23 protein-coding genes are annotated in these 22,755 nt (G+C 52.8%); 19 read left to right on the top strand and 4 right to left on the bottom strand.

The window, feature by feature from the left end; translation table 11 throughout:
* The first annotated feature begins 26 nt into the window (after nt 1–26).
* The 19 genes from dapB to KP806_RS04890 all read left to right on the top strand — a co-directional run bounded on the left by dapB (nt 27) and on the right by KP806_RS04890 (nt 19,255).
* Nucleotides 27–833, top strand: a complete 807-nt coding sequence (gene dapB / locus KP806_RS04980; protein ID WP_224722474.1) for a 4-hydroxy-tetrahydrodipicolinate reductase — start codon at nt 27–29, stop codon at nt 831–833.
* A gap of 30 nt (nt 834–863) precedes the next feature.
* Nucleotides 864–1,286, top strand: coding sequence for a methylglyoxal synthase (mgsA, locus tag KP806_RS04975; protein WP_224722473.1), 423 nt, complete (start codon nt 864–866; stop codon nt 1,284–1,286).
* Complete coding sequence (bshB1, locus tag KP806_RS04970) at nt 1,283–1,981, top strand: bacillithiol biosynthesis deacetylase BshB1 (protein ID WP_224722472.1); 699 nt, start codon at nt 1,283–1,285, stop codon at nt 1,979–1,981. Before mgsA ends, bshB1 begins: the two co-directional genes overlap by 4 nt.
* Before the next feature lie 64 nt (nt 1,982–2,045).
* Nucleotides 2,046–3,209 (top strand): N-acetyl-alpha-D-glucosaminyl L-malate synthase BshA, encoded by a 1,164-nt coding sequence (gene bshA / locus KP806_RS04965; protein ID WP_224722471.1) that lies wholly within the window; start codon nt 2,046–2,048, stop codon nt 3,207–3,209.
* A 31-nt stretch (nt 3,210–3,240) separates the two neighbouring features.
* Nucleotides 3,241–4,557: a CCA tRNA nucleotidyltransferase gene (locus tag KP806_RS04960; RefSeq protein ID WP_224722470.1), complete on the top strand. Its 1,317-nt coding sequence runs from the start codon at nt 3,241–3,243 to the stop codon at nt 4,555–4,557.
* Nucleotides 4,547–5,521 carry a biotin--[acetyl-CoA-carboxylase] ligase gene (locus tag KP806_RS04955; RefSeq protein WP_224722469.1) on the top strand — a complete coding sequence of 325 codons (975 nt, stop codon included), beginning with the start codon at nt 4,547–4,549 and terminating at the stop codon, nt 5,519–5,521. The genes KP806_RS04960 and KP806_RS04955 overlap by 11 nt, the downstream gene beginning before the upstream one ends.
* Before the next feature lie 256 nt (nt 5,522–5,777).
* Nucleotides 5,778–6,689, top strand: coding sequence for a 3-methyl-2-oxobutanoate hydroxymethyltransferase (gene panB, locus KP806_RS04950; protein WP_224722468.1), 912 nt, complete (start codon nt 5,778–5,780; stop codon nt 6,687–6,689).
* Nucleotides 6,686–7,648, top strand: coding sequence for a pantoate--beta-alanine ligase (panC, locus tag KP806_RS04945; RefSeq protein WP_224722467.1), 963 nt, complete (start codon nt 6,686–6,688; stop codon nt 7,646–7,648). The genes panB and panC overlap by 4 nt, the downstream gene beginning before the upstream one ends.
* Nucleotides 7,563–7,946 carry an aspartate 1-decarboxylase gene (gene panD / locus KP806_RS04940; protein WP_224722466.1) on the top strand — a complete coding sequence of 128 codons (384 nt, stop codon included), beginning with the start codon at nt 7,563–7,565 and terminating at the stop codon, nt 7,944–7,946. Before panC ends, panD begins: the two co-directional genes overlap by 86 nt.
* A 122-nt stretch (nt 7,947–8,068) precedes the next feature.
* Nucleotides 8,069–8,797, top strand: coding sequence for a hypothetical protein (locus KP806_RS04935; protein ID WP_224722465.1), 729 nt, complete (start codon nt 8,069–8,071; stop codon nt 8,795–8,797).
* 16 nt (nt 8,798–8,813) lie between these two features.
* Nucleotides 8,814–11,690, top strand: coding sequence for an ATP-dependent DNA helicase DinG (dinG, locus tag KP806_RS04930; protein WP_224722464.1), 2,877 nt, complete (start codon nt 8,814–8,816; stop codon nt 11,688–11,690).
* Nucleotides 11,687–12,343, top strand: coding sequence for a redox-sensing transcriptional repressor Rex (locus KP806_RS04925; RefSeq protein ID WP_224722463.1), 657 nt, complete (start codon nt 11,687–11,689; stop codon nt 12,341–12,343). The genes dinG and KP806_RS04925 overlap by 4 nt, the downstream gene beginning before the upstream one ends.
* Nucleotides 12,324–13,625 carry an amidohydrolase gene (locus KP806_RS04920; RefSeq protein ID WP_224722462.1) on the top strand — a complete coding sequence of 434 codons (1,302 nt, stop codon included), beginning with the start codon at nt 12,324–12,326 and terminating at the stop codon, nt 13,623–13,625. Before KP806_RS04925 ends, KP806_RS04920 begins: the two co-directional genes overlap by 20 nt.
* Nucleotides 13,622–14,155 carry a DUF5590 domain-containing protein gene (locus KP806_RS04915; protein ID WP_224722461.1) on the top strand — a complete coding sequence of 178 codons (534 nt, stop codon included), beginning with the start codon at nt 13,622–13,624 and terminating at the stop codon, nt 14,153–14,155. Before KP806_RS04920 ends, KP806_RS04915 begins: the two co-directional genes overlap by 4 nt.
* Before the next feature lie 129 nt (nt 14,156–14,284).
* The gene (locus KP806_RS04910) at nt 14,285–14,815 is read left to right on the top strand and encodes a hypothetical protein (RefSeq protein ID WP_224722460.1); all 531 of its coding nucleotides are present in this window, start codon (nt 14,285–14,287) and stop codon (nt 14,813–14,815) included.
* A gap of 1 nt (nt 14,816) precedes the next feature.
* Nucleotides 14,817–16,310 (top strand): AAA family ATPase, encoded by a 1,494-nt coding sequence (locus tag KP806_RS04905; protein WP_224722459.1) that lies wholly within the window; start codon nt 14,817–14,819, stop codon nt 16,308–16,310.
* Between the two features lie 151 nt (nt 16,311–16,461).
* Nucleotides 16,462–17,337 carry a 3-hydroxyacyl-CoA dehydrogenase family protein gene (locus KP806_RS04900; protein WP_224722458.1) on the top strand — a complete coding sequence of 292 codons (876 nt, stop codon included), beginning with the start codon at nt 16,462–16,464 and terminating at the stop codon, nt 17,335–17,337.
* Nucleotides 17,334–18,545 (top strand): acetate/propionate family kinase, encoded by a 1,212-nt coding sequence (locus KP806_RS04895; protein WP_224722457.1) that lies wholly within the window; start codon nt 17,334–17,336, stop codon nt 18,543–18,545. The genes KP806_RS04900 and KP806_RS04895 overlap by 4 nt, the downstream gene beginning before the upstream one ends.
* 29 nt (nt 18,546–18,574) lie before the next feature.
* Nucleotides 18,575–19,255 carry a DnaD domain protein gene (locus tag KP806_RS04890; RefSeq protein ID WP_224722456.1) on the top strand — a complete coding sequence of 227 codons (681 nt, stop codon included), beginning with the start codon at nt 18,575–18,577 and terminating at the stop codon, nt 19,253–19,255.
* Nucleotides 19,256–19,281: 26 nt separating this feature from the next.
* Here KP806_RS04890 and mtnB read toward each other — a convergent pair whose 3' ends face one another.
* From mtnB to proC, 4 genes are read right to left on the bottom strand one after another with little or no spacing between them, the layout of a single operon-like run.
* Nucleotides 19,282–19,935: a methylthioribulose 1-phosphate dehydratase gene (gene mtnB / locus KP806_RS04885; protein WP_224722455.1), complete on the bottom strand. Its 654-nt coding sequence runs from the start codon at nt 19,933–19,935 to the stop codon at nt 19,282–19,284.
* A complete protein-coding gene (locus KP806_RS04880) occupies nt 19,925–20,614 on the bottom strand; it encodes a 2-hydroxy-3-keto-5-methylthiopentenyl-1-phosphate phosphatase (protein WP_224722454.1) in 690 nt (229 codons plus the stop codon). Before KP806_RS04880 ends, mtnB begins: the two co-directional genes overlap by 11 nt.
* Nucleotides 20,611–21,843 carry a 2,3-diketo-5-methylthiopentyl-1-phosphate enolase gene (locus tag KP806_RS04875; protein ID WP_224722453.1) on the bottom strand — a complete coding sequence of 411 codons (1,233 nt, stop codon included), beginning with the start codon at nt 21,841–21,843 and terminating at the stop codon, nt 20,611–20,613. The genes KP806_RS04880 and KP806_RS04875 overlap by 4 nt, the downstream gene beginning before the upstream one ends.
* Complete coding sequence (proC, locus tag KP806_RS04870; protein WP_224722452.1) at nt 21,840–22,709, bottom strand: pyrroline-5-carboxylate reductase; 870 nt, start codon at nt 22,707–22,709, stop codon at nt 21,840–21,842. Before proC ends, KP806_RS04875 begins: the two co-directional genes overlap by 4 nt.
* Between the last annotated feature and the right edge of the window lie 46 nt (nt 22,710–22,755).

Genomic DNA, 22,755 nt, shown 5'->3' with positions numbered 1-22,755 from the left:
AATAGAAAAAGGAACAGGTGATAAGCATGTCGACACAAAAGATCAAAGTAGCAGTAGCAGGCGCTAGCGGCCGAATGGGACGCGAGGTCGTAAAGATGGTGCTGGAGGATGACGCGCTTCAATTGGTTGCGGCAGCGGCTCCTTCGGCCGGCCCCGTCGATGCCGGGATTTTCGCCGGTAAACCGGAGACAGGCGTCATCGTACGAGCCACTCTCGAAGAAGCGCTGAACGGATCCGGTGCGGATGTGCTGGTCGATTTTACTGTGCCGGCTGCGGCATATGAGAATACGAAAACGTCGATCGCTTACGGCGTACGACCGATCATGGGCACAACCGGCTTTACGCCGGAGCAGATCGAAGAACTGGACAAGCTGTGCAAAGAGAAGGGGATCGGCGGTCTAATCGCTCCTAACTTCTCCATTGGGGCCATCTTGATGATGAAGTTTGCGGCCGAAGCATCCAAATATATGCCGCATGTCGAAATTATCGAATACCATGGTGATCAGAAGCTGGACGCTCCTTCCGGCACGTCGGTCAAAACAGCAGAGCTGATATCCGCGGTTCGTCAAGAGCTCCGCCAAGGCAATCCGAATGAGGAAGAAGTCATTGAAGGCGCACGCGGCGGCTATTACAACGGTTTCCGCATACATAGCGTCAGACTTCCCGGCGTGTTCGCCCAGCAAGAGGTCGTATTCGGCGGACACGGTCAGACGCTAAAAATCAGGCACGACTCCTACGACCGGGCCGGCTATATGCCGGGTGTGAACGTAGCGGTCAAGAAAGTAATGACGTACACCGGGATGATTTACGGCTTTGAACATATTATGGATTAGTTTCATTCGGCAGCGGGAGAGGGGAACGGCATGTTAAATATTGCATTTATCGCACATGATCGCAAAAAAGAGGAAATGGTAAATTTCGTTATCGCTTATGAAAATGTTTTTGTCCCTCATAAGCTGTATTCGACCGGCACGACCGGCACCCGGATTATGGAGCAGACGGACTTGACCATTCACCGTTTCATGTCCGGACCGCTCGGCGGAGACCAGCAAATTGGTGCTCTTGTCGCCCAGAACGAAATGGATCTTATTATATTCCTTCGCGACCCGTTGATGGCGCAGCCGCATGAGCCGGATATTATTGCACTGCTTCGTTTATGCGATGTTCAGGGCATTCCGGTTGCAACGAACGTTGCAACTGCTGAGTTGCTGGTGAAGGCGCTGGAACGGGGCGATTTCGCATGGCGGGAGCTTGTTCACAAATATAAGCCGGGAATTGAAGAATGAGCGAATCATTGGACTTATTGATTTTCGGAGCTCATGCGGATGACGCGGAAATCGGTATGGGAGGCACGATCGCAAAGCATGTGCAAGCCGGCTTCCGGGTTGGCGTTTGCGATCTGACTCAGGCTGAAATGTCTTCGAATGGCACGGTAGACAGCCGTATGCAGGAAGCGGCAGACGCTTCAGACGCGCTTGGACTAACCATGCGCACGAATTTGAAGCTGCCGGACCGCGGACTCGAGCCAACGCGCAGCCAGATCGAGCCGATCGTGGCGGAAATCAGGAAGTATAAGCCGAGGATCGTATTTGCGCCCTATTGGGTGGACCGGCATCCCGACCACGTCGCTTGCAGTCGGTTGATCGAGGAAGCGGTATTTAATGCAAAGCTTCGGCGGTATATGCCGGAGCTGCCTGCGGTACAAGTTGAACAGCTCATCTATTATTACATTAACGACGTAGACAACGTATCGCTTGTTATCGATATTAGCGACGTGTACGAAACAAAGAAGAAATCGCTGCTCGCCTATCGCTCCCAATTCGAAGCCGTCGGGGCGGGCGAGGATAGAGTCGCTACCCCGTTGACGAACAACTACGTGGGGCGGGTCGAAGCGCGCGATTCGCTGCTCGGACAAGCCCGCGGGTGGGCCTATGCCGAGGGCTTTGCTTTGAAGCGTCCTCATGCCGTACAATTATTTTGACAAATCGTACAGCTCTTGTCGAATACAATAGGATGACGTGACGAACACAGGAGGTGCGACAACGGTGGCAAGAAAGTTAAAGATCGGGATAACCTGTTATCCGACGCTGGGCGGGTCGGGCGTCGTTGCTACCGAGCTTGGCAAGCTGCTGGCTGAACGCGGACATGAAATTCATTTTATTACTCACAGCATTCCGTTTCGGCTCGGAAAATTTCATAAAAACATTTTTTTTCATGAAGTGGAAGTTACCGACTATTATGTTTTCCGATACCCGCCGTATGACTTGGCGCTGGCAAGCAAGATGGCGCAAGTAGCCAAGATGCAGCAGCTGGATTTGCTGCATGTCCATTATGCGGTACCTCACGCCGTATGCGCCTACCTGGCCAAGCAAATGAACGGGGACGGGCTGAAGACGGTTACGACGCTGCATGGTACCGACATTACGGTGCTTGCGCATGACGAATCGCTGAAGGATCTGATTCGTCTGGCGATCCATCAAAGCGATGCGGTAACCGCCGTTTCGGCGGACTTGATCAATGAAACGAGGCAGCTGCTGGATATTACAACGCCGATCGATCTCACGTACAATTTTGTTGATAAGCGTGTTTATTATCCGCGGGACACCTCGTCGCTTCGTTCGGATTTTGCTAAGCCGGACGAGAAAATACTTATGCATATTTCGAACTTCCGCCCGGTTAAACGGGTTGGCGACGTTATCGATATTTTCGAACGCGTAAGCAGAAACGTTCCTTCCAAGCTTCTGCTTGTCGGCGAAGGGCCGGAGCTGTCGAAAATGCAGTGCAAAATCCGCCAGCTTGGGCTGGAGGACCGCGTGCATTTCCTCGGCAAGCAGGAGGATGTGGCGCAGGTCATTTCGCTCGCAGACGTGCTGCTGCTGCCCTCCGAGAAGGAGAGCTTCGGGCTCGTGGCTTTGGAAGCAATGGCCTGCGGCGTTCCAACGATCGGCTCCAACGCGGGCGGGATTCCGGAGCTGGTTACGCATGGTGAAACCGGCTTTTTGTCGGATATCGGCAATGTGGAGGAAATGGCCCAAAACGTTGAGCGCTTGCTGAAAGACACGAAGCTGCACGAGCAGTTCAAGCAGGCTTGTTTGTTCAGAGCGAGAAACGAATTTTGTAATGATGTGATTACAACCCAATACGAGCAAATCTATTATCGCGTATTAGGCATCGATGCGGACCTGCCGATGGCGGTTTGCAGCGATTAATCCATACATGCCGTGAAAGGCGGTGTCCGGAATGAAGTTTCCGCTGCCGGAGCCTATCCATGCGGCTTTGCCTATCGTAAGACGGCTTCGGGAGCATCATTTCGAAGCCGTCTTTGTTGGCGGCTGCGTAAGGGATACGGTGCTTGGCTTACCGATCAAGGATGTCGATATCGCGACCTCGGCCCGCCCGGAGCAGGTGCTGGAACTGTTCGACCGTTGTATCCCGACCGGGCTGCAGCATGGCACGATAACGGTGCTGCTGGACAAAACCGGCTACGAGGTAACGACGTTCAGATTGGAATCCGCTTATGAGAAGCATCGCAGACCGGAATCGATCCAGTACATAAACAGCTTGGAGGAAGATTTGCTCAGGCGGGATTTTACGATTAACGCAATGGCATTAAACGAGGAAGGCGTGCTGCTCGATCCGTTTGGCGGCATTAACGATTTATCGGCCTCGGTTCTGCGCTGCGTGGGGGACGCTGACGCCCGGTTTCAGGAGGATGCCCTGCGGATGCTTCGAGCGGTCAGATTCATCGGGACATACCGTTTGAGTCCCGTTCTTGGGACATGGAGAGCGCTGGTTCGCTACAAGCGGCTGATGAATTTCATTGCAATGGAACGGGTTCAGGCGGAGCTGGACAAAATGCTGGCAGGCAAGTCGCCGCAAAGGGCGCTTCACACCGCCGCTGCGAGCGGACTGCTTCTTCATTTAAGAGAACCTTTACCGGCCGAGGTGACGGACGCTGTTGCGGCTGCATACCGGAATAACCGTAATAACCGTAATAACGATACTGGATGCCTAATCGCCCGGCTTGACCGGTTGAACGGCACCGACTGCAGATGGGCGGCTGTCGCCATTGCGCTGAAATTATCCGAGCATGCCTTGATGCAGACCATGAAAGCGCTGAAGCTTTCGAATACAAGAATCAAGCAAATTTCGGATATCGCCGCGATAGCGCGGGATTTCGAGATCGCTGCTGCCCTGGACGAAGCGGAAAGGCGAAAATGGTGGATACGGACGGTCATCCGCTACGGCAAGCAGACGACTACCGTTTGGCTGGATATTATGCGGCTGGCGTATGATACAGATGAAAGCAAGCGAAACGGCCAAGTGGATGAGCTTGTCCGATGGCATGAACAGATCCCGTTGACATCCGTTAAGCAGCTAAAAGTGAACGGCAGCGATCTAAAACGTTATTTTAACCGGAAGCCGGGCCCATGGGTGAGTGAAGTGCTGGCCGAGCTTCTGCTGCTCGCCGCGGCCGGGCAAATTGAAAACGAAAAACAGATTCTGCTACTTAAAGCGGCAGAATGGGACAAAGAGGGCGCAGAGCATGAATCATGAACTTTTGCTGAAATTGTTTGAAGCAAATAAAGGGGAATACGTTTCCGGCGAAAGCATCAGCCATGCGCTCGGCGTCAGCCGTACCGCGGTATGGAAGCAAATCCGCAAGCTGGAGGCGGCCGGCTACAGGTTCGAAGCCTCCAGGCGGCTCGGTTACCGGCTGCTAAGCATTCCGGACAGCTACGATTCCGCCGAATTGTTTAATGTGATGAATACGAAAGTATTCGGACGGAGACTTGAGCTTCACGACACGGTCGAATCCACGCAAAATTTGGCGCGGGCGGCAGCGGAGGCTGGAGCAGCGGAAGGGTCGCTCTTCATAGCGGAGCAGCAGCTGAGCGGCAGAGGCCGAATGGGCCGCGGATGGATTTCGCCGAAGAGCAAAGGAATTTGGATGAGCATGGTGCTGAGACCGTCCGTTCCGATCCATTTTGCGCCTCAGCTCACATTGCTGACGGCGGTAGCGCTGTGCAGAAGCTTAAGCAGGGTCACCTCGCTTGAAATCGGAATCAAATGGCCGAATGATCTGCTGATCGGCGGAAAAAAAATAAGCGGTATTTTGCTGGAATCCGCTGCGGAGGACGAAAGGCTGCGTTATGTCATAGCAGGCGTCGGTATCAGCGTAAATCTGGAGGAATCCGATTATCCGGAGGAGCTGCTCGAAAAAGCGGTATCCTTGCGAATGGCCGGCGGCCGCAAATGGGACCGTACTGCAATCGTAGCCGATTTTTTGGGCGAGTGGGAGAGGCTGTATTTTCTTTATCAGGAGCAAGGCTTCGGACCGATCGTAACGTTATGGGAAGCTTTGTCCGTCTCGCTTGGCAAGCAAGCTAGACTGATTACTCCGCAGGGAGATATTATCGGCGTACCGGTAGGCTTGGAGGAAAGCGGTGCGATCAGGATCCGGCTGGCTGACGGCACCTTGAAGTCCGTTTTTTCGGCCGAAATGGGAGAGCCTCAATAATACGACATCTTTCGTTTACGGGAACGGGGATATTTGTTACACTACAGATATCGGGCGGCATTTATCAAGAAGCTGCACTGATCTGCAATTCAATTAAGTGAATGATTGGAAATGCACACTCTGCTCTGAGCCGTCGGGACCGAGACAGAAGGAAGCACGACAAGCAAACGTTTCCTTTTCCGTTTGGGGACCTTTTTAGCAGCGGCTAAAAGGTTTATTTGTGCTTATCCTATCATTAGAACGGGGGATGAAGCTGATGAGGAAACGACTGACGATTACGAGTATGAAGAAAATGAAGCAGGACCGCAATGCGATTTCCGTACTGACAGCTTACGACTACCCATCGGCAAAGCTTGCCGAGGAAGCCGGCATTGATGTTATTCTGGTCGGAGATTCGCTCGGGAACGTCGTCCTGGGTTACGAGACGACGATTCCGGTAACGATCGAAGACATTATCTATCATACAAGAGCGGTGGCAAGAGGAGCTCAGCAAACGTTTATCGTTGCGGATATGCCTTTTATGACTTATGGCATCGGGAGAGAAAGCACGCTCCGGAATGCAGCCCGCATCATGCAGGAAGGCGGGGCGCAAGCGGTAAAGCTGGAAGGCGGGGAGGATATTGCGTCCGACGTATCCGCGCTAGTGAAAGCAGGAATACCGGTTATGGGCCATATCGGGCTGACGCCGCAGTCCGTCCATCAGCTTGGCGGATACAAGGTGCAGGGAAAGCTGGATAAGGAAGCGGAGAAGCTGGTTCAGGACGCCAAAGCCCTTGAAGAGGCCGGCGCTTTCAGTATCGTGCTGGAGCTTGTAACCGAGCCGCTTGCCGAGCTCATCCGGGATACCGTATCGATACCGGTTATCGGCATCGGCGCAGGCCGCGGCTGTGACGGTCAAGTGCTGGTGTATCACGATATTTTGCAATATGCATCGCCTTATTTCGAGAAAAAATTCGTAAAAGTATATGCCGATATCGGCTCTACGATCCGGGATGCAATCGGCTCGTATGTAAGCGACGTGAAATCAGGCTCGTTTCCGCAGCAAGAGCATGTATTTGGGGCCCAGCAGCAGAGCTCGGTAGCCACCCTTTATGGCGGGTCTGAGCAAAGCGGAGAGAAAAAAGCTCCATCAAGCGGCATGCAGGCGAAAGGAGTACCGTCACCATGAACATTGCACGTACAAAAGCGGAGCTCAGAGCTTTGATCGCCGAAGCGAGAAAAGCCGGCCGCAGCATCGGCTTTGTCCCGACGATGGGATTTCTTCATGAAGGCCATGCCAGTTTGCTGCGTCAGGCCAGGAGCGAGAACGAAGTGACTGTACTCAGCATATTCGTGAACCCGCTTCAGTTCGGACCAAATGAGGATCTGGACCGTTATCCGCGCGACGAGGTACGCGATTTGGCGGTTGCCAGGGAAACGGGCACGGATATCGTATTTATCCCCTCCGTACAGGAAATGTACCCGGAAAAGCCGCTTACAAAGGTTATCATAAGCCAAGTAACCGAACAGCTGTGCGGTGCCTCGAGACCCGGCCATTTCGACGGTGTCGGCACGGTCGTCAGCAAGCTGTTTCATCTGGTACAGCCTGACAAATCATATTTCGGCATGAAAGACGCTCAGCAGGTGGCGGTTATTCAGCAAATGGTGGATGACCTCAATTTCCCGGTCGATATCGTGGCTTGTCCGATTGTCAGGGAGCCGGACGGTTTGGCTCTAAGCTCACGGAACGTTTATTTGGGACCGGAGCATCGGCGTCAGGCGGTTGTCCTGTCCAAGACGTTAAAGGAAGCCGAAGAGTGGATCGCACATCCTGGCATGACGGTCGAACGGCTGACCGAAATGGTGAAAAGCCGGATCGGCGAAGCGAGCGAGGCGGTATTGGACTACGCGGAGCTTCTGTATTATCCGGGTCTTCAGGCACCGGACGGAAAAGCTCGTGTATGTGAGCTGAACCAGCCGCTGCTTCTCGCGTTAGCCGTGAAGTTCGGCTCGACGAGATTGATTGACAACCGTTTATTTGAAAAGGCGGAGGTGATGGAAATTGTTCAGAACGATGATGAAATCGAAGCTGCACAGAGCGACCGTAACGGAAGCGAACTTGAACTATGTGGGCAGTATAACCATTGATGAGGACTTGATGGATGCGGCAAACATCTGGGAGAACGAAAAAGTACAAATCGTTAACAATAATAATGGCGCCCGGTTCGAAACGTATGTCATTACAGGTGAGAGAGGCTCGGGCGTCATATGCTTGAACGGAGCAGCGGCGAGGCAGGTTCAGCCCGGCGATCAGGTCATTATCATATCGTATGCGATGATGACTGACGAGCAAGCGAAGGAGCATAAGCCGATCGTGACCATTCTCGACGAGAACAACCGGCCGCTTAAGCTGCTGAATGCCGAGCTTCACTCGACCATCCTTTAGTCTCCATCCGTGTCCGGCAAGCCCCTGCTTTATGTAACGGCTGGCATACCGTATGAAAAACGAAGCGAAAACAAAAAATGTACCTAACACTCCTTAATTCAATGACGAAGGCGGGATGAGGTATGTTTCAGCATATGTTTGCATCGATGAACGAAATGCTCGACTGCATTATCGAGGGCTACGGCAGCGCTAAAGGAAAAGATAAAGAGCAGCTGGAGAAGCAGCTGTCAGAGCTTAAGAACATGAGCGACGCGTTCATTGAACAGTGGCTTGAGTTTGAAGAAAAGTTCGCCGATTTTAAGGAGAAGCATTTGGATCAAAAGGGCATCGGGTCTTCGCAAGTGGATTTGGAGCCAAAAGGAAGCAGCGTACCACATGCTGCCGATAAACCGCCGGTCTCGTCCGTATCCGTGTGCAATGCTGCGGATTTGGAAATACCGGACGAAGCGGCCATGATAATAAGCAGAGGACAAGGCTATTATAAGCTGTTTATGTTTCCGCAAGCGGCGATGCAATTTCAAGCCGCGATGAATCAGGCGCCGGAATGTAATCTGGCAAGGCTGTTTCTGGGCATGACCTATATGCATCTTCAAAACTGGAGTGAAGCGCAGCGTCATTTTCAATTATTAATCGTACTCACGGACTTCCCTAAATGGCTTGCAATGGGCTATAATGCGCTTGGGTGCATTCAAGCCGTGCATATGAATCTTGCCGGGGCCGAGCAATTGTTCATGAAAGCCTATAATGTGTGCCCGAGCTTTAAAGATCCGCTTAATAATTTGCGTTCTTGCCAAGAAACCCCTTCGCAATTATCGTTATATTTTGGTAGCACGGAGCTGTGCTGTTTGTGAGAGGAACGAACCAGAAATGAAATTTGCAGTATTGGATTTAGAAACGACGGGTCACGGCTCGGACGATGATATTATTCAGGTTGGACTGGTCCTTGTATCGGAAGAGCTTGAAATTATCGATACCTTCAGTTCCTTTGTTCGCCCTCATATCCCAATACCTGCTTTTATTAATCAATTGACGGGAATAGGCGATTCGGATGTCGCGGAGGCTCCCGGACTCGAGGAAGTGCTGATCAATCTGATTCCGCTGCTCGATGACGCGATTTTGGTAGCCCATAATGTCGGATTTGATTCCGGCTTCCTTAATCATGCCTTGAACCGCTGCGGCTACGGCCGCTTTGCGGGTCGTAAGCTGGATACGATCGATCTGCTTCGCATTTTATATCCGACCATTAATACGTATCAGCTTGGCGCAGTTTCCGAGCTATTCGGCATCTCCCATGAGCATCACCACCGCGCGGACAGCGACGCGATGGCAACTGCGCTGTTGTTTATCGAATCGGTCAGGAAGCTACGCCAATTGCCGCTGCTTACTTTGCAGCGGCTTTCCGTGCTTATTGATGACGGCAGCGATTTAAGCTGGTTTCTAAAGGAAACGCTTCAAGTCATGGAGTACCGGACGGTATTCGAATCGAACGAATACGATTATTTCAATCAGTTTGCTTTGAAGGTCAAGGAATGGTCCGAGGAGCAGCCGCCGCGATTGGAAAGCGCCGAGGAGCCTTTCCGGGATGTGTCCTTTAACGAGTACCTGGATGAGGTTAGAGCCGGATTTAAACAAAAATTCGAGCAATACGAAGAGCGCGAAGCCCAAAGCGCAATGTTCCAGGAGGTTTACGGCGCGCTCAGCAGCAACCGCCATTTGCTGATCGAAGCGGGAACGGGAACGGGCAAATCATTAGGCTATCTTATTCCGGCTTTATTCCACGGGATTAAAAACGATAAAAAAATCGTTGTAAGCACACACACGATTAATTTGCAGGAGCAGCTGAGGCAGAGGGATCTTCCTTTGCTCGAGGAAGTGCTTCCTTTTCCGTTTAAAGCTTCCATCTTTAAGGGCCGCGGCAATTATTTGTGCCTGAGGAAATTCGAGGGAAAAGTGAATGCGAAGGATTTGGCATCGCCGGTCGAGGATTCTGTAACAGCCGCTCAAATGATCGTCTGGCTCGGAGAAACGGAATCCGGCGATCAAGAGGAGCTGAATTTCGGCAATAAAGGCGCGGAGTTTTGGTCGACTGTCGCTAGCGACACGGATTCCTGCCTGAATAGAGCTTGCCCGTGGTTTAAAAGATGCTTTTACCACCGTGCCAAGCATGAGGCGAACATTGCCGACGTATGCATAACGAACCACTCTATGCTGTTTACCGATATACAAGCGGAGCATCGGCTGCTGCCGTCCTATACCCATTTGATTATCGACGAGGCTCATCATGTGGAGGAGGTCGCGGGCAAGCATTTGGGTATGCAGATCAATTATTTTTCGTTGACGCAGGCTCTTACCCGTCTCTACAAGGATTCCCGTTCGGGACTGCTGCCGGCGCTGCGCCAGAAGCTGATGTACGAGGACGATGCACATCAGGCGTCTTGGCTGGAGACGATCGATACCGTCATTCCGGTCTTTCAGGAAGTGCGGGAGCACTGGGATAAGCTGTTCGAAATGTTTTATGGATTCACGGACGCTTCGGGCGAGCTTCCAAACGATAACGGCCAAGCGGTTTGCCGGTTGAAGAAAAACGAGCTGCCTGCCGGATGGGATGATGCGGCGGGTGCAGAAGGCAACGTACATACGGAGCTGGGACGCGTTGTCCGCACGGTCGAAAAAATGATGAACGATGTGAAGGAGCGTGCGGACGATATTTCGATCCAAGCCGTACTGACGGATCTAAACGGGGCGATCAGGGATTTGACGCGCGTGAAGGATGAATTGCGCTCCTTCATCAAACTGGAGCTTGCCGATTCCGTCTTCTGGATTGAGGCCAGCAGCGTTTACCGATACCGTTCGGTCCAGCTTTACGGCGTGCCGGTCGATGTAAGCGCACAGCTGCAGAAATATTTTTTCGATGTCAAAGAAAGCATCGTATTAACCTCCGCCACTCTTTCGGTGCAGAAATCGTTTCAATACGCCGCGGAGCAGCTCGGATTAAGCGGCTACGAGGAGCAAGGCAGATTGAAGACCGTGCAGCTTCCGTCTCCATTTAACTATAGGGAGCAGGCGCTGGTCGTCATTCCCCGCGATTTTCCGGTACTGAAGGGCGCATCGGTCGACTCCTCGTATTTGGATATGCTCGTACGCTCGCTTGCGGCTTCCGCGCAGGAAACGAAGGGGCGAATGCTGGTACTGTTCACTTCCTACCGGATGCTGAAGCAAGTTTATGAGCCGCTTAAGGAGCAGCTGGCAGAGCACGGCATTCAGGTGCTTGGCCAAGGCATTGACAGCAGCAACCGGACAAAGCTGACCCGCAGGTTCCGCCAAACGCCCGAGTCCGTTCTGCTTGGTACGAGCAGCTTTTGGGAAGGCGTCGATATCCCGGGTGAAGCCTTGATTTGTTTGGCGATCGTACGGCTGCCCTTTCAGCCGCCCAGCCATCCGCTTGCGGAGGCGAAAGCCGAAATGCTGCAAAGGCAAAAGCAAAATCCGTTCATGAAGCTGTCGATCCCGCAGGCGGTCATCCGGTTCAAGCAAGGCTTCGGAAGACTGGTCCGCAGCTCGCAGGATAAAGGGATCGTTATTATTTACGATACAAGAGTCATTGATACGTTTTATGGAAAGCATTTCTTATACTCCCTGCCGGGACCGAAGATTGAGACTATGCATACCGACCAGATGACGATCAGAATGCGGGAATGGTTAAGGGAAGAGAATACTGCCGTTACGGAGGAGAAGGAACGATGAAGCAATCCAAAATATCCGAGGCTGTCGTCAGGAGACTTCCCATTTATCTTCAAGTGTTAAACGAATTGCACACCCGCGACGTTCAAACCGTTTCCTCGCAGGAGCTAGGAGTCAAGCTCGATTTGAATCCGGCGCAAATCCGCAAGGATTTGGCGTATTTCGGCGATTTCGGGAGAAAGGGCGTCGGCTACGACGTTTTCTATCTGATCGAAAAGATCCGGCAAATTTTAAAGGTGGATCAGACGATAAAAGTCGCTTTGGTCGGTGCGGGCAACCTGGGCCATGCCTTATGCAATTACAATAAATATTCGAAAGACAATATGAAAATAACAGCCGTATTCGACGTGCATCCCGGCAAGATCGGCTCCGACATCAATAATTTAAAGGTGCTGCCGATGAGTGAGCTCGCAACCGTCGTTGCCGAACAGAAGATCAGAATCGGCATCATTACGGTGCCCGCGCCGGAAGCGCAAAACGTAGCCAACCAGTTCGTGGAAGCGGGGGTTGAGGGCATACTGAATTTTGCGCCGGCTATCCTGCGGGTGCCCGAATCGGTACGTATTCATAATGCCGATTTTACGAAGGAGCTGCTAAGCTTAGCCTATTATTTAGCCAGTGAAGGAGTAGAGCAAAATGAACCAGATTTGGATTGAGAACGGGACCTTCGTCACGTTGGACGTCTCCAATCACGTTATTAAAGGACATATGGTCGTTACAGGGGACCGTATTTCTTATTTGGGAGCGGATGCCCCTCAAAACCTTGAGGAAGATGTACAGAAGCTGGACGGAAGCCGGCTTGCCTTTATGCCGGGCTTAATCAATACGCATGGACATGCGGCAATGAGCCTCCTGAGGGGTTATTCGGACGACCAAAATCTTCAGGTTTGGCTGGAGCAAAAAATGTGGCCGATGGAAGGCAAATATATCGATCAGGATACGAGAGCCGGCAGCGCTCTTGCCATCGTTGAAATGCTCAAGTCTGGCACGACCGCATTTGTCGACATGTACGACCGGATGGATCAAGTTGCTCAAATGGTCGAGCAGGGCGGCATCCGCGGGATTTTGACGAGAGGAGTTATCGGACTATGCCCGGTGGACGTGCAGGAAGACAAGCTTGCGGAGGCGATCGCCTTTGCCCGTGATTGGAACGGCAAAGCGGACGGGCGGATTTCGACGATGATTTCGCCTCATGCTCCTTATACATGCCCGCCGGCTTACATCGAACGGTTCGTTCAGGCTGCGCACGATTATAATTTGCCTGTTCACACGCATATGTCCGAAACGATTGCCGAAGTCGAGCAAAATGTGAAGGATTACGGCTGCAGGCCGGTTGAGCATCTGGACAAGCTGGGCTTTTTCTCGCGTCCCGCGTTAGTGGCGCATGCCGTTCATCTGAACGATCAGGAAATTGAACTGCTTGCAGCCAAGGGTGTATCCGTCTCGCATAACCCGGTCAGCAATTTGAAGCTGGCAAGCGGGATAGCCCGTGTACCGGAGCTTATTCGCGCCGGAGTGACGGTGTCGCTCGGCACCGACAGCGCAGCGAGCAACAACAATCTGGATTTGTTCGAGGAAATCCGGTTAGCGGCGCTTCTTCATAAAGGGGTGTCGGGAGATCCGACCGCAGTCCCCGCTTTAGATGCGCTTAAGCTGGCTACCGTACAGGGAGCGAAAGCGATTTGGCAGGAGGATCAAATCGGCGTGCTGCGTGCAGGCATGAAGGCGGATTTTATCGCAATCGATATCGAGCAGCCGCACTTTTATCCGAAAACGGATATCGTGTCGCACTTGGTCTATTCCGCTTCGGGACGTGATGTCAAGCATGTATGGGTTGACGGACGTCAGGTTGTCCGGAATAGCGAATGCACCCTGCTTGACGAGGAGAAAATCCGTTATGAGGCGCAAGCCAGCTTCGAGCGGTTGCTACAGGCATGATGCGAGTCATTACAAGGAAGCGGCCGGCATTCATGACGCCTCACCGCTGGATTTTTGTCATAACGGCCACCATTCTGCTGCTAGGTACAGCATTCGGCGTCTATTTCCGGGAGATTCAAATGCCGGAGTGGACTGCCGAAAGCGAAGCCGAGCGGAGGGCCGTCGACGAAGCGGGCCTTGCCGTCGCCGATCGTGTGTATCATCATATTTGGCATCAGGAAAGCTGGATCGTTGAAGGCATCGACAAGACGGACAATGATGTGTTCGTCTGGATTACGGAAGGCAAGCCGCCAAAAGTGATTGCCGAGGACGACGGCGTATCGCTTAGGCAGCTCAAAAATACGTTTCTCGTCGAACAGCCGGATGCAAAGCTCAAACGGATTCAGCCGGGCTTGTTCGACGGCGGGCCGGTTTGGGAAATTTTCTACAGTATCGGAGAAAAGCCGGAGCGTTATTATTACGATTTTTATACCTTCGACAGCGGTACGTTTATTGACAGGTACCGTCTGCCGTCCAAAACGGAGCCGTGAGGCTCCGTTTCCTATTTTTACACCGACCTTGCAGGCTATAAGTATGATATACTTTCGTATAGCGGTGTTGATATACGACTGTCTATCATATACAATAGTAATTATAAATAGCAAGGAGGAAATGAATTGATGATGAGACCACGAGTTATTCCTGTGCTGATTACTGCGGCGATAACCGCTTCCGTTCTGTTCGGGGGCTGGGCTATATATAACCAGGTGGCGATTGCGGCTCCATTGGATAAAGTCGTTAACGATGTGGACGGCGTCATTTCCTCGGGGAAACCGGTTATGACAAAGGATAATGTCGTTATTGACGTCGTGCTTGATCCGGATGCAAACGTCAGAGCGGTTTATGAAGCGATTGCCGCGAACGGCAGCGGCGTCTTCGGCGACCGCAAGCTTGAGCTTAACATTGAAACGAAATCCGACAAGCAGCTGGATGACATCTGGTCGAAGGCCTTATTCCAGGTTGCGGAAGCGATGGAGACAAAAACGTACTCCAACATTCCAGGTGCGGTGAAGGAAGCCGCGGCAGGTTCCGTGGACGTATCCGTATCGACTGAAATGGACGACAACAACGTTTACGTCACATTAAAAAATGGAGATACCGTAAAATATATCGTTTTGCCTCGTAATCCTGCCATGCTGGAGGTGTGGTAAGATGAGAAAATATGTACCTGAAATTTTGATCGGGGCCATCCCTGTCGTGCTGGCTTTTCTCCTGTTTCTCGGACAAAATGTCGTTCCGGTGCTGATGTTCGCGGTGCTGGGCTTCGTTGTGTTTTACGCTTCACGCGGCAGGGGAAAGCTGACGGCACTGTCATCTCAGCAGCGCAGGCCAAGCAAAAAGGAGAATCCTTTCACCTTTGAGCAGATCGGCGGGCAGGAGAAAGCGAAGCAGGAGCTTGTCGAAGCGCTGGATTTCCTGGTGCGTCAGGAACAGATCGCAAAGCTGGGCATCCGGCCGTTGAAAGGCATTTTGCTGGCCGGCCCCCCGGGAACGGGGAAAACGCTGCTTGCCAAAGCGGCCGCTCATTATACGGATTCCATTTATTTGGCGGCATCCGGCAGCGAATTTGTCGAGATGTATGTCGGTGTCGGCGCGGGCCGCATTCGTGATCTGTTTAAAGAAGCCCGTAGTAAAGCGCAGAAGGAGAAAAAAAGCAGCGCCGTCATCTTTATTGATGAAATCGAGGTTATCGGAGGTAAGCGTGACGGCGGTCAGCAGCGTGAGTACGATCAAACCTTAAATCAGCTGCTGACGGAAATGGACGGCATTTATGCGAACGAAGCGCCGCGGATTTTGCTCATCGCCGCGACGAACCGGAAGGAAATGCTGGACAGCGCGCTGCTTCGTCCCGGACGCTTTGACCGTCATATTCAAGTCGATTTGCCCGACAAAAAAGGCAGATTGCATATTTTGAATATTCATGCCAGCAATAAACCGATTGCCGATACCGTCGATCTGGAGCGGATTGCAGCCGAATCGTTCGGCTTCTCGGGCGCCCAGCTCGAAAGCGTCATGAACGAAGCGGCGATTTACGCGCTCCGCGAGGAGCACGAGAAGATCGACGAGAAGCATTTGTCCATGGCCATCGACAAGGTGATGATGGGCGAGAAAACGGATCGTGAAGCTTCGAAGGAGGAGCGCGAGCGCGTAGCGCTTCATGAGCTTGGACATGCGATTATGGCCGAGATCATAAGACCGGGCAGCGTGTCCCAGGTTGCGTTGTCTCCACGCGGAAAGGCGCTTGGTTATGTTCGGCATAATCCGCTGCAGGACCAGTACCTTTATACGAAAGCATTCCTGAACGGCCAGATTATGATCGCCTTGGGCGGAGCAGCAGCCGAAGAAATGTTCTACGGCGAGAGGAGCACCGGCTCGCGGGGCGACTTCGATCAGGCGATGGATATTGTGAAGACGCTGGTCGAATCGGGCTTGACGGAGCTTGGCATTATCGATGCTTCCATGATGACTAAGGAAGCGTGGGCAAGCATTACGCGCACCATTCTGGATGAATTGATGGGTCAGACAAAAGAGACTCTAGAGGCCAAACGCGAAGTGTTTACTCTGTCACTGCAAACGCTGATCCGCGAGGAGACGCTGAGCGGCGAGGAATTCAGACAGCTGCTTAAAGAGAATGCAGCGGCTTGAAGCGTTTACAATATTACAATTTGAAGGCGGAGCAGCTGTCCGCCTTCTATTTTTTTTGAAAACCGTTATAATAAGATTTGACTATAATTGCTGAAAAATCATAATCACAGGTTATAAGTAAATTTTCCAACAACATAAAGGAGCTAACACTTTGAACATAAAAACGGTTGGAGTTATTGGCGCGGGAACGATGGGGCAGGGCATTGCGGAAATGCTTGCATCCAAAGGCTTGGAGGTTATCATCATTGAATGTTCCCGGGAACGCCTCGATTACGGGAAACAAATGATTGAAATCAATCTGGATAAGCAAATCGAGAAGTGGGCGCTCACGCAAGCGGAGAAGAAGCTGATCATGAACCGGATCGAGCCTGCGCTAAGCTACGATCGGCTGTCGGATTGCGAGCTGATCATCGAGACGATAACGGAGGATCTGGACAGCAAAAAAGCCGTCTTTGAACAGATCGACCGGATCAGCAGCCCGAAAGCGATTTTGGCCAGCAACACCTCCACCTTGAGCTTGACCGAGCTTGCCAGCGTGACGGAACGGCCGGATCGGGTCATCGGTTTGCATTTTATATATCCCGTTTCGAAAATCGATCTCGTTGAAATCGTCAGGGGGCTGAAAACGTCCGAGGAAACGTTCGCAGCCACCAAGTATTTCGTTGAGGAGGTTATCCATAAGAAAGGGGTTATGGTATTCGAATCGCCCGGGTTTGTCACGACACGCCTCATCTGCCTGTTCATCAACGAAGCGCTTCATGTGCTTGAAGAGGGCGTAGCGTCGGCCGAGGACATCGACAATGCGATGAGAATCGGTTACTCCTTCCAGCACGGACCGTTTGAAATGTGCGACCGGTTCGGACTCGACTCGGTGCTTGCGGCACTGGAGCGGATGTTCCGCGAGTACGGCGAGTTGAAGTACCGGCCGTCGATCGTACTCAAAAAGATGGTTCGCGCGGGTCATCTCGGCGCCAAATCCGGCGTCGGCTTCTTTAAATACGATAAGGACGGAGATCGGATCCAATGAAAGTACTTGTCATCAATGCAGGGAGCTCATCCTTAAAATATCAGCTATACGACATGAGCAGCGAGGAGGTGCTCGCCAGCGGCCGCGTAGAGCGCATCGGCATGGATTCCTCAATCGTGACCCATGAGCCTTCCGGCAAGCCGGAGGTTCGCAGCGTCAGTGAAATTCTCGATCATGTAACGGCGGTCAAACGAGTGACGGATATGCTGACGAATCCCGAATACGGCGCTATTGCCAATCTGGACGAAATTGAAGCCGTCGGGCACCGCGTCGTACACGGCGGCGAGGCGTTCAGCAGCTCTGTGCTTGTAACCCCCGAGGTGAAATTGGAAATCCGCCGTCTGTTCGATTTGGCGCCGCTTCATAACCCGGCTCATATGATGGGAATTTCGGCAGTGGATACGAATTTGCCGAACGTACCGCAGGCGGTCGTCTTCGATACGGCTTTCCATCAATCGATGCCGAATACCTCGTATTTGTATCCGATTCCGACCGTGCTTTACAGAAGGCATAAAATCCGCCGTTACGGCTTCCACGGCACGTCTCATTCTTATGTAAGCGGACAGGCTGCCGATTATTTGAAGCAGCCGCTTGCCTCGATGAAGATGATCACGTGTCATATCGGCAACGGCGCCAGCTGCGCCGCCATTCTGGACGGCAAATCGTTCGACACGAGCATGGGCATGACGCCTCTGGAAGGGCTGATGATGGGTACACGCAGCGGCGATCTTGATCCCGCGATCGTTCCTTTTGTCATGAACAAAGAGGAATTGACATTAAACGAAGTAAATTCTATGCTTAACAAACATAGCGGAATGCTCGCCATATCCGGCATAAGCAGCGATATGCGCGAAGTGACCGAAGCAATGAACGACGGGGACAAAAACGCCAAGCTGGCGTTCGATATGTATGTATACCGGCTAAAAAAATACATTGGCGCCTATGCCGCAGCGATGAACGGGGTTGATACGCTCGTATTTACGGCTGGGGTCGGCGAAAATTCCGCGGCGCTGCGGAAAGCGGTATGCGAAGGGATTACGTTTCTTGGCATCGAGCTGGACGAGGAGCGAAACGCGCTCAGAAGCAAAGATACGCGAGAAATTTCGACCGATGCTTCAAAAGTGAAGGTTCTGGTCGTCCCGACGAACGAGGAATTGTTGATCGCGAGAGATACGTACAATCTCGTCAAGCAGTCCCAGTCTTCATAACCGCTGCCAATACGGGAGGATTGCAAGCTTTGAATAACGAGATTTGGAAGGCTTATTCGCACGGTATGGCCGCTGCGCTCCAGGAAGGCGGGGTATATGTGTCGGCGATGATGCTTCGCACGTACCGCCTGCTTGACTTGACGGATTCGGAAGCGATGCTGCTTTTGCAGATCATGGCTTACGGGGAGGCGGACAGGAATGAATTTCCGACGCTGGAGGAGCTGGCCGGCAGGATGGGGCTGACGGTGCGTGAAATCGGCCAAATGCTGGCCCGTCTGATGAAAGAGGATTTTCTCGCCATCGATGAATATGTCGACCCTATTACCGGCATGCAAGCCGAGCGTTACAACTGGAGCGGCTGGCTGCATAAAGCGGCTCAACTGACCGCAGAGCAGAAGCGGGAGATTAGAAAGGCGGAGCGGCAGCCGGTCAAGCCGATGACGGCACCGGCTTCAGATTTATTCAGCGTGTTCGAGCAGGAGCTTGGGCGACTGCTGTCTCCGACGGAATGCGAGATTATTACGGGCTGGCTGGATGAGGACCGCTACACGGACGAGATTATCCGGTTTGCCTTGAAAGAAGCCGTTTTTGCAGGCAAGCTCAGCTTGCGTTATATCGACCGGATTTTGATCGAATGGAGCCGCAACCGGGTGACGAACGCGGACGAGGCGCGCGCCCATTCGCAGAAATTTCGGGGAGGAAGAGGCTAAGCCGCCGGGCTTAGCCTCTTTTTTGGTCATCGGCCGCTTCGCTGAAGCAGCTCCAGCCGGTATACATATTCGAAAATGAACTCAAACGCCTCCAGATGGCGCTTCGCTTCGAAAGCATTGGCGCCCCAGGCATAGATGCCGTGCTTGCGCAGCAGGATTCCCGGAATCGTCTTATCGATCCGCTCCGTCACCTCGGGCACTATGGACGGAATATGCGCAAAATTGGAAACGATCGGAATATCGATATGCGCTTCCTCATCCCAAATGTTAAAGCCTTTAATCAGCTCGACGCCGTCGACGGGAACCGATTTACGGTCCCAGAAGTATTCGGAAATGACGCTGTTAAATACGGTATGAACATGAAAAATAGCGCCTGCGCCCGTCAACTTGTAAATTTCGCAATGAATGAGGGTTTCCGCGGAGGGCTTAAGGCGCGTAGCCTCGCAAGGCTTGCCGCTCTGGTCGACGAACAAATAGTCCTCCGGCGTATGAACGGTTTTGTCCTTGCCGCTCGCCGTTACGGCAAAGTGGAACTGCTCCGGCGAGTAATCGCCGATGCGCACCGAGAGATTGCCGCTTGTGCCCGGAAACCAGCCGCGCGAAGCGAACAACTCCTTCACTTCGCGCAGCTCGGCCAATGCGCGCTGTTTGTCTTCCAAAGTAATTTGGTCAAAGCTCATCATCAATCTTCCTTTCGGCATTCATATCGTTAATAATATCGAAGAAGGTTTCGAACTCCCGGTGAGACAACCCCAGCTCCTTGCATTTTGAGGTCAAATGGGAACGCGAATAAACGATATCCGCCAGCTTGGCGCCTTCAAAATCGGTAACGCTGTCGCCGATGATGATCCGTTCGTAACGATCGGCGGGAAACCGCCGCATAATGGCCGTTTTGCACATTCCGCAATCGTTGCTGCAATGCTCGTCGCAAGGATTCGGCCATAAAATTTCGATCCGCTCGCCGCTAAAATCACTACTGTTGCAGTAGATATGATCCCGGTCGATTCCGAACGGCTCAAGAACCGGATAAACAAAAAAATCAATGCCGCCGCTCGTCACGTAAAACTCGATGTCCTGATCGCGGCAGTAGGACAAAAATTCGGCAAAGCCTTCGCGGATGCGAGCGTTCGAAATTCCGAACTCGACAACTTCCTTTTGCAGGGAGGAGGGGAGGAGCCGGAACAGCCGGCCGACTCCGTCCTTCACGGAAAGCTCCTGGGATATCGTCTGCTTGACGATCTTCTCCCAGCCTTCAGGATTAAAATGCTTGATGATTGCGATAATGTTGTCGTTTACCGTAATCGTTCCGTCGAAGTCGCAAAATACGATGCGTTTCATAGCTGTCTTTGCTTCCTTCATGATTCCTTGATCCCCCACGCATCGATTGCGGCCTTAAGCGGCTCATTGCCCGGATGCTCCGCGGCTTCCCTAAGCGGTACGTTGCTTAAGGATGCATGGATGGCCTGACGGAACGCTTGTCCGCCTGCCGCCGTGCCCATCGGATGGCCATGGATGCCGCCGCCCGCATTCACGACAACGTCGGTTCCGAAATCCTTCAGGATCAGCGGAACAAGACCGGGGTGAATGCCCGCGGACGGAACCGGGAAGCTTGTGCGCAGACCGTGCAGCGGAGACATGAGGGCATCCTTTACGGCCAGATTTTCCTCCTTCGGCATGACGACGGAGCCGTAAGGCGAAGGGAAAAGGACTAGGTCCGCGCCGGCGAGGCGCATCAGCTTGCCAAGCAGCAGCGAAGCGCTGATTCCGTAATGCGGCGACGGATAGATCGCACCGGCCATTGCCGGATGCGCTGCGATCGGAACATTGATGGCCGGATCGCTGCTCAGCTCATGCAGCACGTCGAAGCCGTAAGCGAGCACGTTGAACAAAAGGGCATTAGCGCCGGCTTGTATCGCTTTTCGTGCATTTTCGGCAAGCCGGGAGGTCGGACCGGTCAAATTGACCGCATACAGCAGCTTTTGACCTGTCTCTTCTTCGGCTTTACGCGCGGCAGACATACATGCCTCGACGCGTTTCTCGAGCGGGGTCAGCGGATTTTCGAACAAAATTTCATCGTCCTTAATCAGATCGACGCCGCCGAGAGCCTGTTTATAAAATTGATCCTGCAAATTGGCGAGGTCATAGCCGATAACCGATTTGAAAATGCTCATGAGCAAAGGGCGATCCTGGACGCCGAGCAGCTCTCTTACCCCGTTCAGGCCGAATTTCGGACCGGGGAAAGCCGATGCGAAATGTTCCGATACCTCCAGATCAAGAAGCTTAATCCGGCCGTCCATGGACAGCTTGCCAAATACCGTAACGAGCAGCGCGGGAAGGTCGCGGCTGAAGTTAAGATCGGGATAAGCGATTTTAATATCCGCGTACCGTTCGCCCGGAGCGGCCCCGGCCGGCTCGTGCGCATCAATGGAAATAACCTTGCCGAGATGCTTCTCCATATTCGCCTTTTGCGTCTCGGGAAGCTCGGTCCAGCTTCCGACGGTCAGGCCGACGGCGATGGAAAGCGCCTTTTTGCCGAAATCGGCTTTATCGTCGTACGCCCGATAGGTTGCGATGCAATATCCGTTCATTTGTTTATGCTCCTCTCAATAGCTTCGCCCAGCTCGCGCGCGCGTTCTGCGGAGCGGTGCACGGCCTTGACGACTGTGTCTGAAAACCGGTGCTCCGCCATAAGCTCCAGCGCGGCTTGCGTCGTGCCGTTCGGCGAAGTAACTTTTCTGCGCAGCTCCGCCGGCTCCTCGCCCGTCTGCCTGACCATCTCGGCAGCGCCGAGCACCGTTTGCACGACTAGATCCTTGGCCGATTGCTCGGATATGCCGAGCTTTACCGCGGCTTCGATCATCGCTTCCATGAAGTGGTAGACATAAGCGGGACCGCTGCCGGATATGCCCGTAACGGCTTCCTGAAGAGACTCCTCAACGACTGCGTTAATGCCTACGGAGCTGAAAATGGTTTCCGCAAGCAGCTTCTGCTGGGGAGTAACGGACTCCGAATAGCTGATGCCCGTCGCTCCAAGCCCGATTGTGCTTGAAGTGTTGGGCATGGTGCGCACAATGGCCGCCGAATCGCCCAGCAATTGGCCGATCGATTGGATGGAAAGTCCGGCGATGACGGAAATGATCAGCTGTTTATCGGAAATGAAAGGCTTGATTTCAGCCAGTGCAGAGGCGGCGTCCTTTGGCTTCATTGCAAGAAAAATGATATCGGCGCCGCGCAAATAAGCTTCATTGCTTGAACCTTGAATGACGGTTTGGATGCCGTAACGGTCGTGCAGCTCGGCAAGCCGTTCTTTGTTTTGTCTGTTAAGCATGGAAATCCGGTTCGGCTCCACCAGCTTCTGATTGACCAAGCCTCTTACGATAGCTTCCGCCATTGAGCCTGCGCCGTAGAAGCTCAGCTGCAGTGAAGAAATGCCGGTTTGCGTTAAAATGGACATATAAAAATTCCTCCGTTTTATGCCAAAGTCATCGATCGGCAGCATA

This window comes from Paenibacillus vietnamensis, from assembly GCF_020169515.1.
GTDB classification, from domain to species: domain Bacteria; phylum Bacillota; class Bacilli; order Paenibacillales; family Paenibacillaceae; genus Pristimantibacillus; species Pristimantibacillus vietnamensis.
Note: the sequence above shows the minus strand (reverse complement) of the source record. Positions and strands in the feature narration are given on the sequence as shown.

Excerpts from the sequence above, each read along its gene's own strand:
- KP806_RS04925 (WP_224722463.1), top strand. The coding sequence starts at position 11,687 with ATGAAGCAATCCAAAATATCCGAGGCTGTCGTCAGGAGACTTCCCATT.
- KP806_RS04935 (WP_224722465.1), top strand. The coding sequence starts at position 8,069 with ATGTTTCAGCATATGTTTGCATCGATGAACGAAATGCTCGACTGCATT.
- panB (WP_224722468.1), top strand. The coding sequence starts at position 5,778 with ATGAGGAAACGACTGACGATTACGAGTATGAAGAAAATGAAGCAGGAC.
- KP806_RS04915 (WP_224722461.1), top strand. The coding sequence starts at position 13,622 with ATGATGCGAGTCATTACAAGGAAGCGGCCGGCATTCATGACGCCTCAC.
- dapB (WP_224722474.1), top strand. The coding sequence starts at position 27 with ATGTCGACACAAAAGATCAAAGTAGCAGTAGCAGGCGCTAGCGGCCGA.
- KP806_RS04955 (WP_224722469.1), top strand. The coding sequence starts at position 4,547 with ATGAATCATGAACTTTTGCTGAAATTGTTTGAAGCAAATAAAGGGGAA.
- dinG (WP_224722464.1), top strand. The coding sequence starts at position 8,814 with ATGAAATTTGCAGTATTGGATTTAGAAACGACGGGTCACGGCTCGGAC.
- proC (WP_224722452.1), bottom strand. The coding sequence starts at position 22,709 with ATGTCCATTTTAACGCAAACCGGCATTTCTTCACTGCAGCTGAGCTTC.
- KP806_RS04920 (WP_224722462.1), top strand. The coding sequence starts at position 12,324 with ATGAACCAGATTTGGATTGAGAACGGGACCTTCGTCACGTTGGACGTC.
- KP806_RS04875 (WP_224722453.1), bottom strand. The coding sequence starts at position 21,843 with ATGAACGGATATTGCATCGCAACCTATCGGGCGTACGACGATAAAGCC.
- KP806_RS04905 (WP_224722459.1), top strand. The coding sequence starts at position 14,817 with ATGAGAAAATATGTACCTGAAATTTTGATCGGGGCCATCCCTGTCGTG.
- KP806_RS04910 (WP_224722460.1), top strand. The coding sequence starts at position 14,285 with ATGATGAGACCACGAGTTATTCCTGTGCTGATTACTGCGGCGATAACC.
- panC (WP_224722467.1), top strand. The coding sequence starts at position 6,686 with ATGAACATTGCACGTACAAAAGCGGAGCTCAGAGCTTTGATCGCCGAA.
- KP806_RS04880 (WP_224722454.1), bottom strand. The coding sequence starts at position 20,614 with ATGAAGGAAGCAAAGACAGCTATGAAACGCATCGTATTTTGCGACTTC.
- KP806_RS04960 (WP_224722470.1), top strand. The coding sequence starts at position 3,241 with ATGAAGTTTCCGCTGCCGGAGCCTATCCATGCGGCTTTGCCTATCGTA.
- bshB1 (WP_224722472.1), top strand. The coding sequence starts at position 1,283 with ATGAGCGAATCATTGGACTTATTGATTTTCGGAGCTCATGCGGATGAC.
- mgsA (WP_224722473.1), top strand. The coding sequence starts at position 864 with ATGTTAAATATTGCATTTATCGCACATGATCGCAAAAAAGAGGAAATG.
- KP806_RS04895 (WP_224722457.1), top strand. The coding sequence starts at position 17,334 with ATGAAAGTACTTGTCATCAATGCAGGGAGCTCATCCTTAAAATATCAG.
- mtnB (WP_224722455.1), bottom strand. The coding sequence starts at position 19,935 with ATGAGCTTTGACCAAATTACTTTGGAAGACAAACAGCGCGCATTGGCC.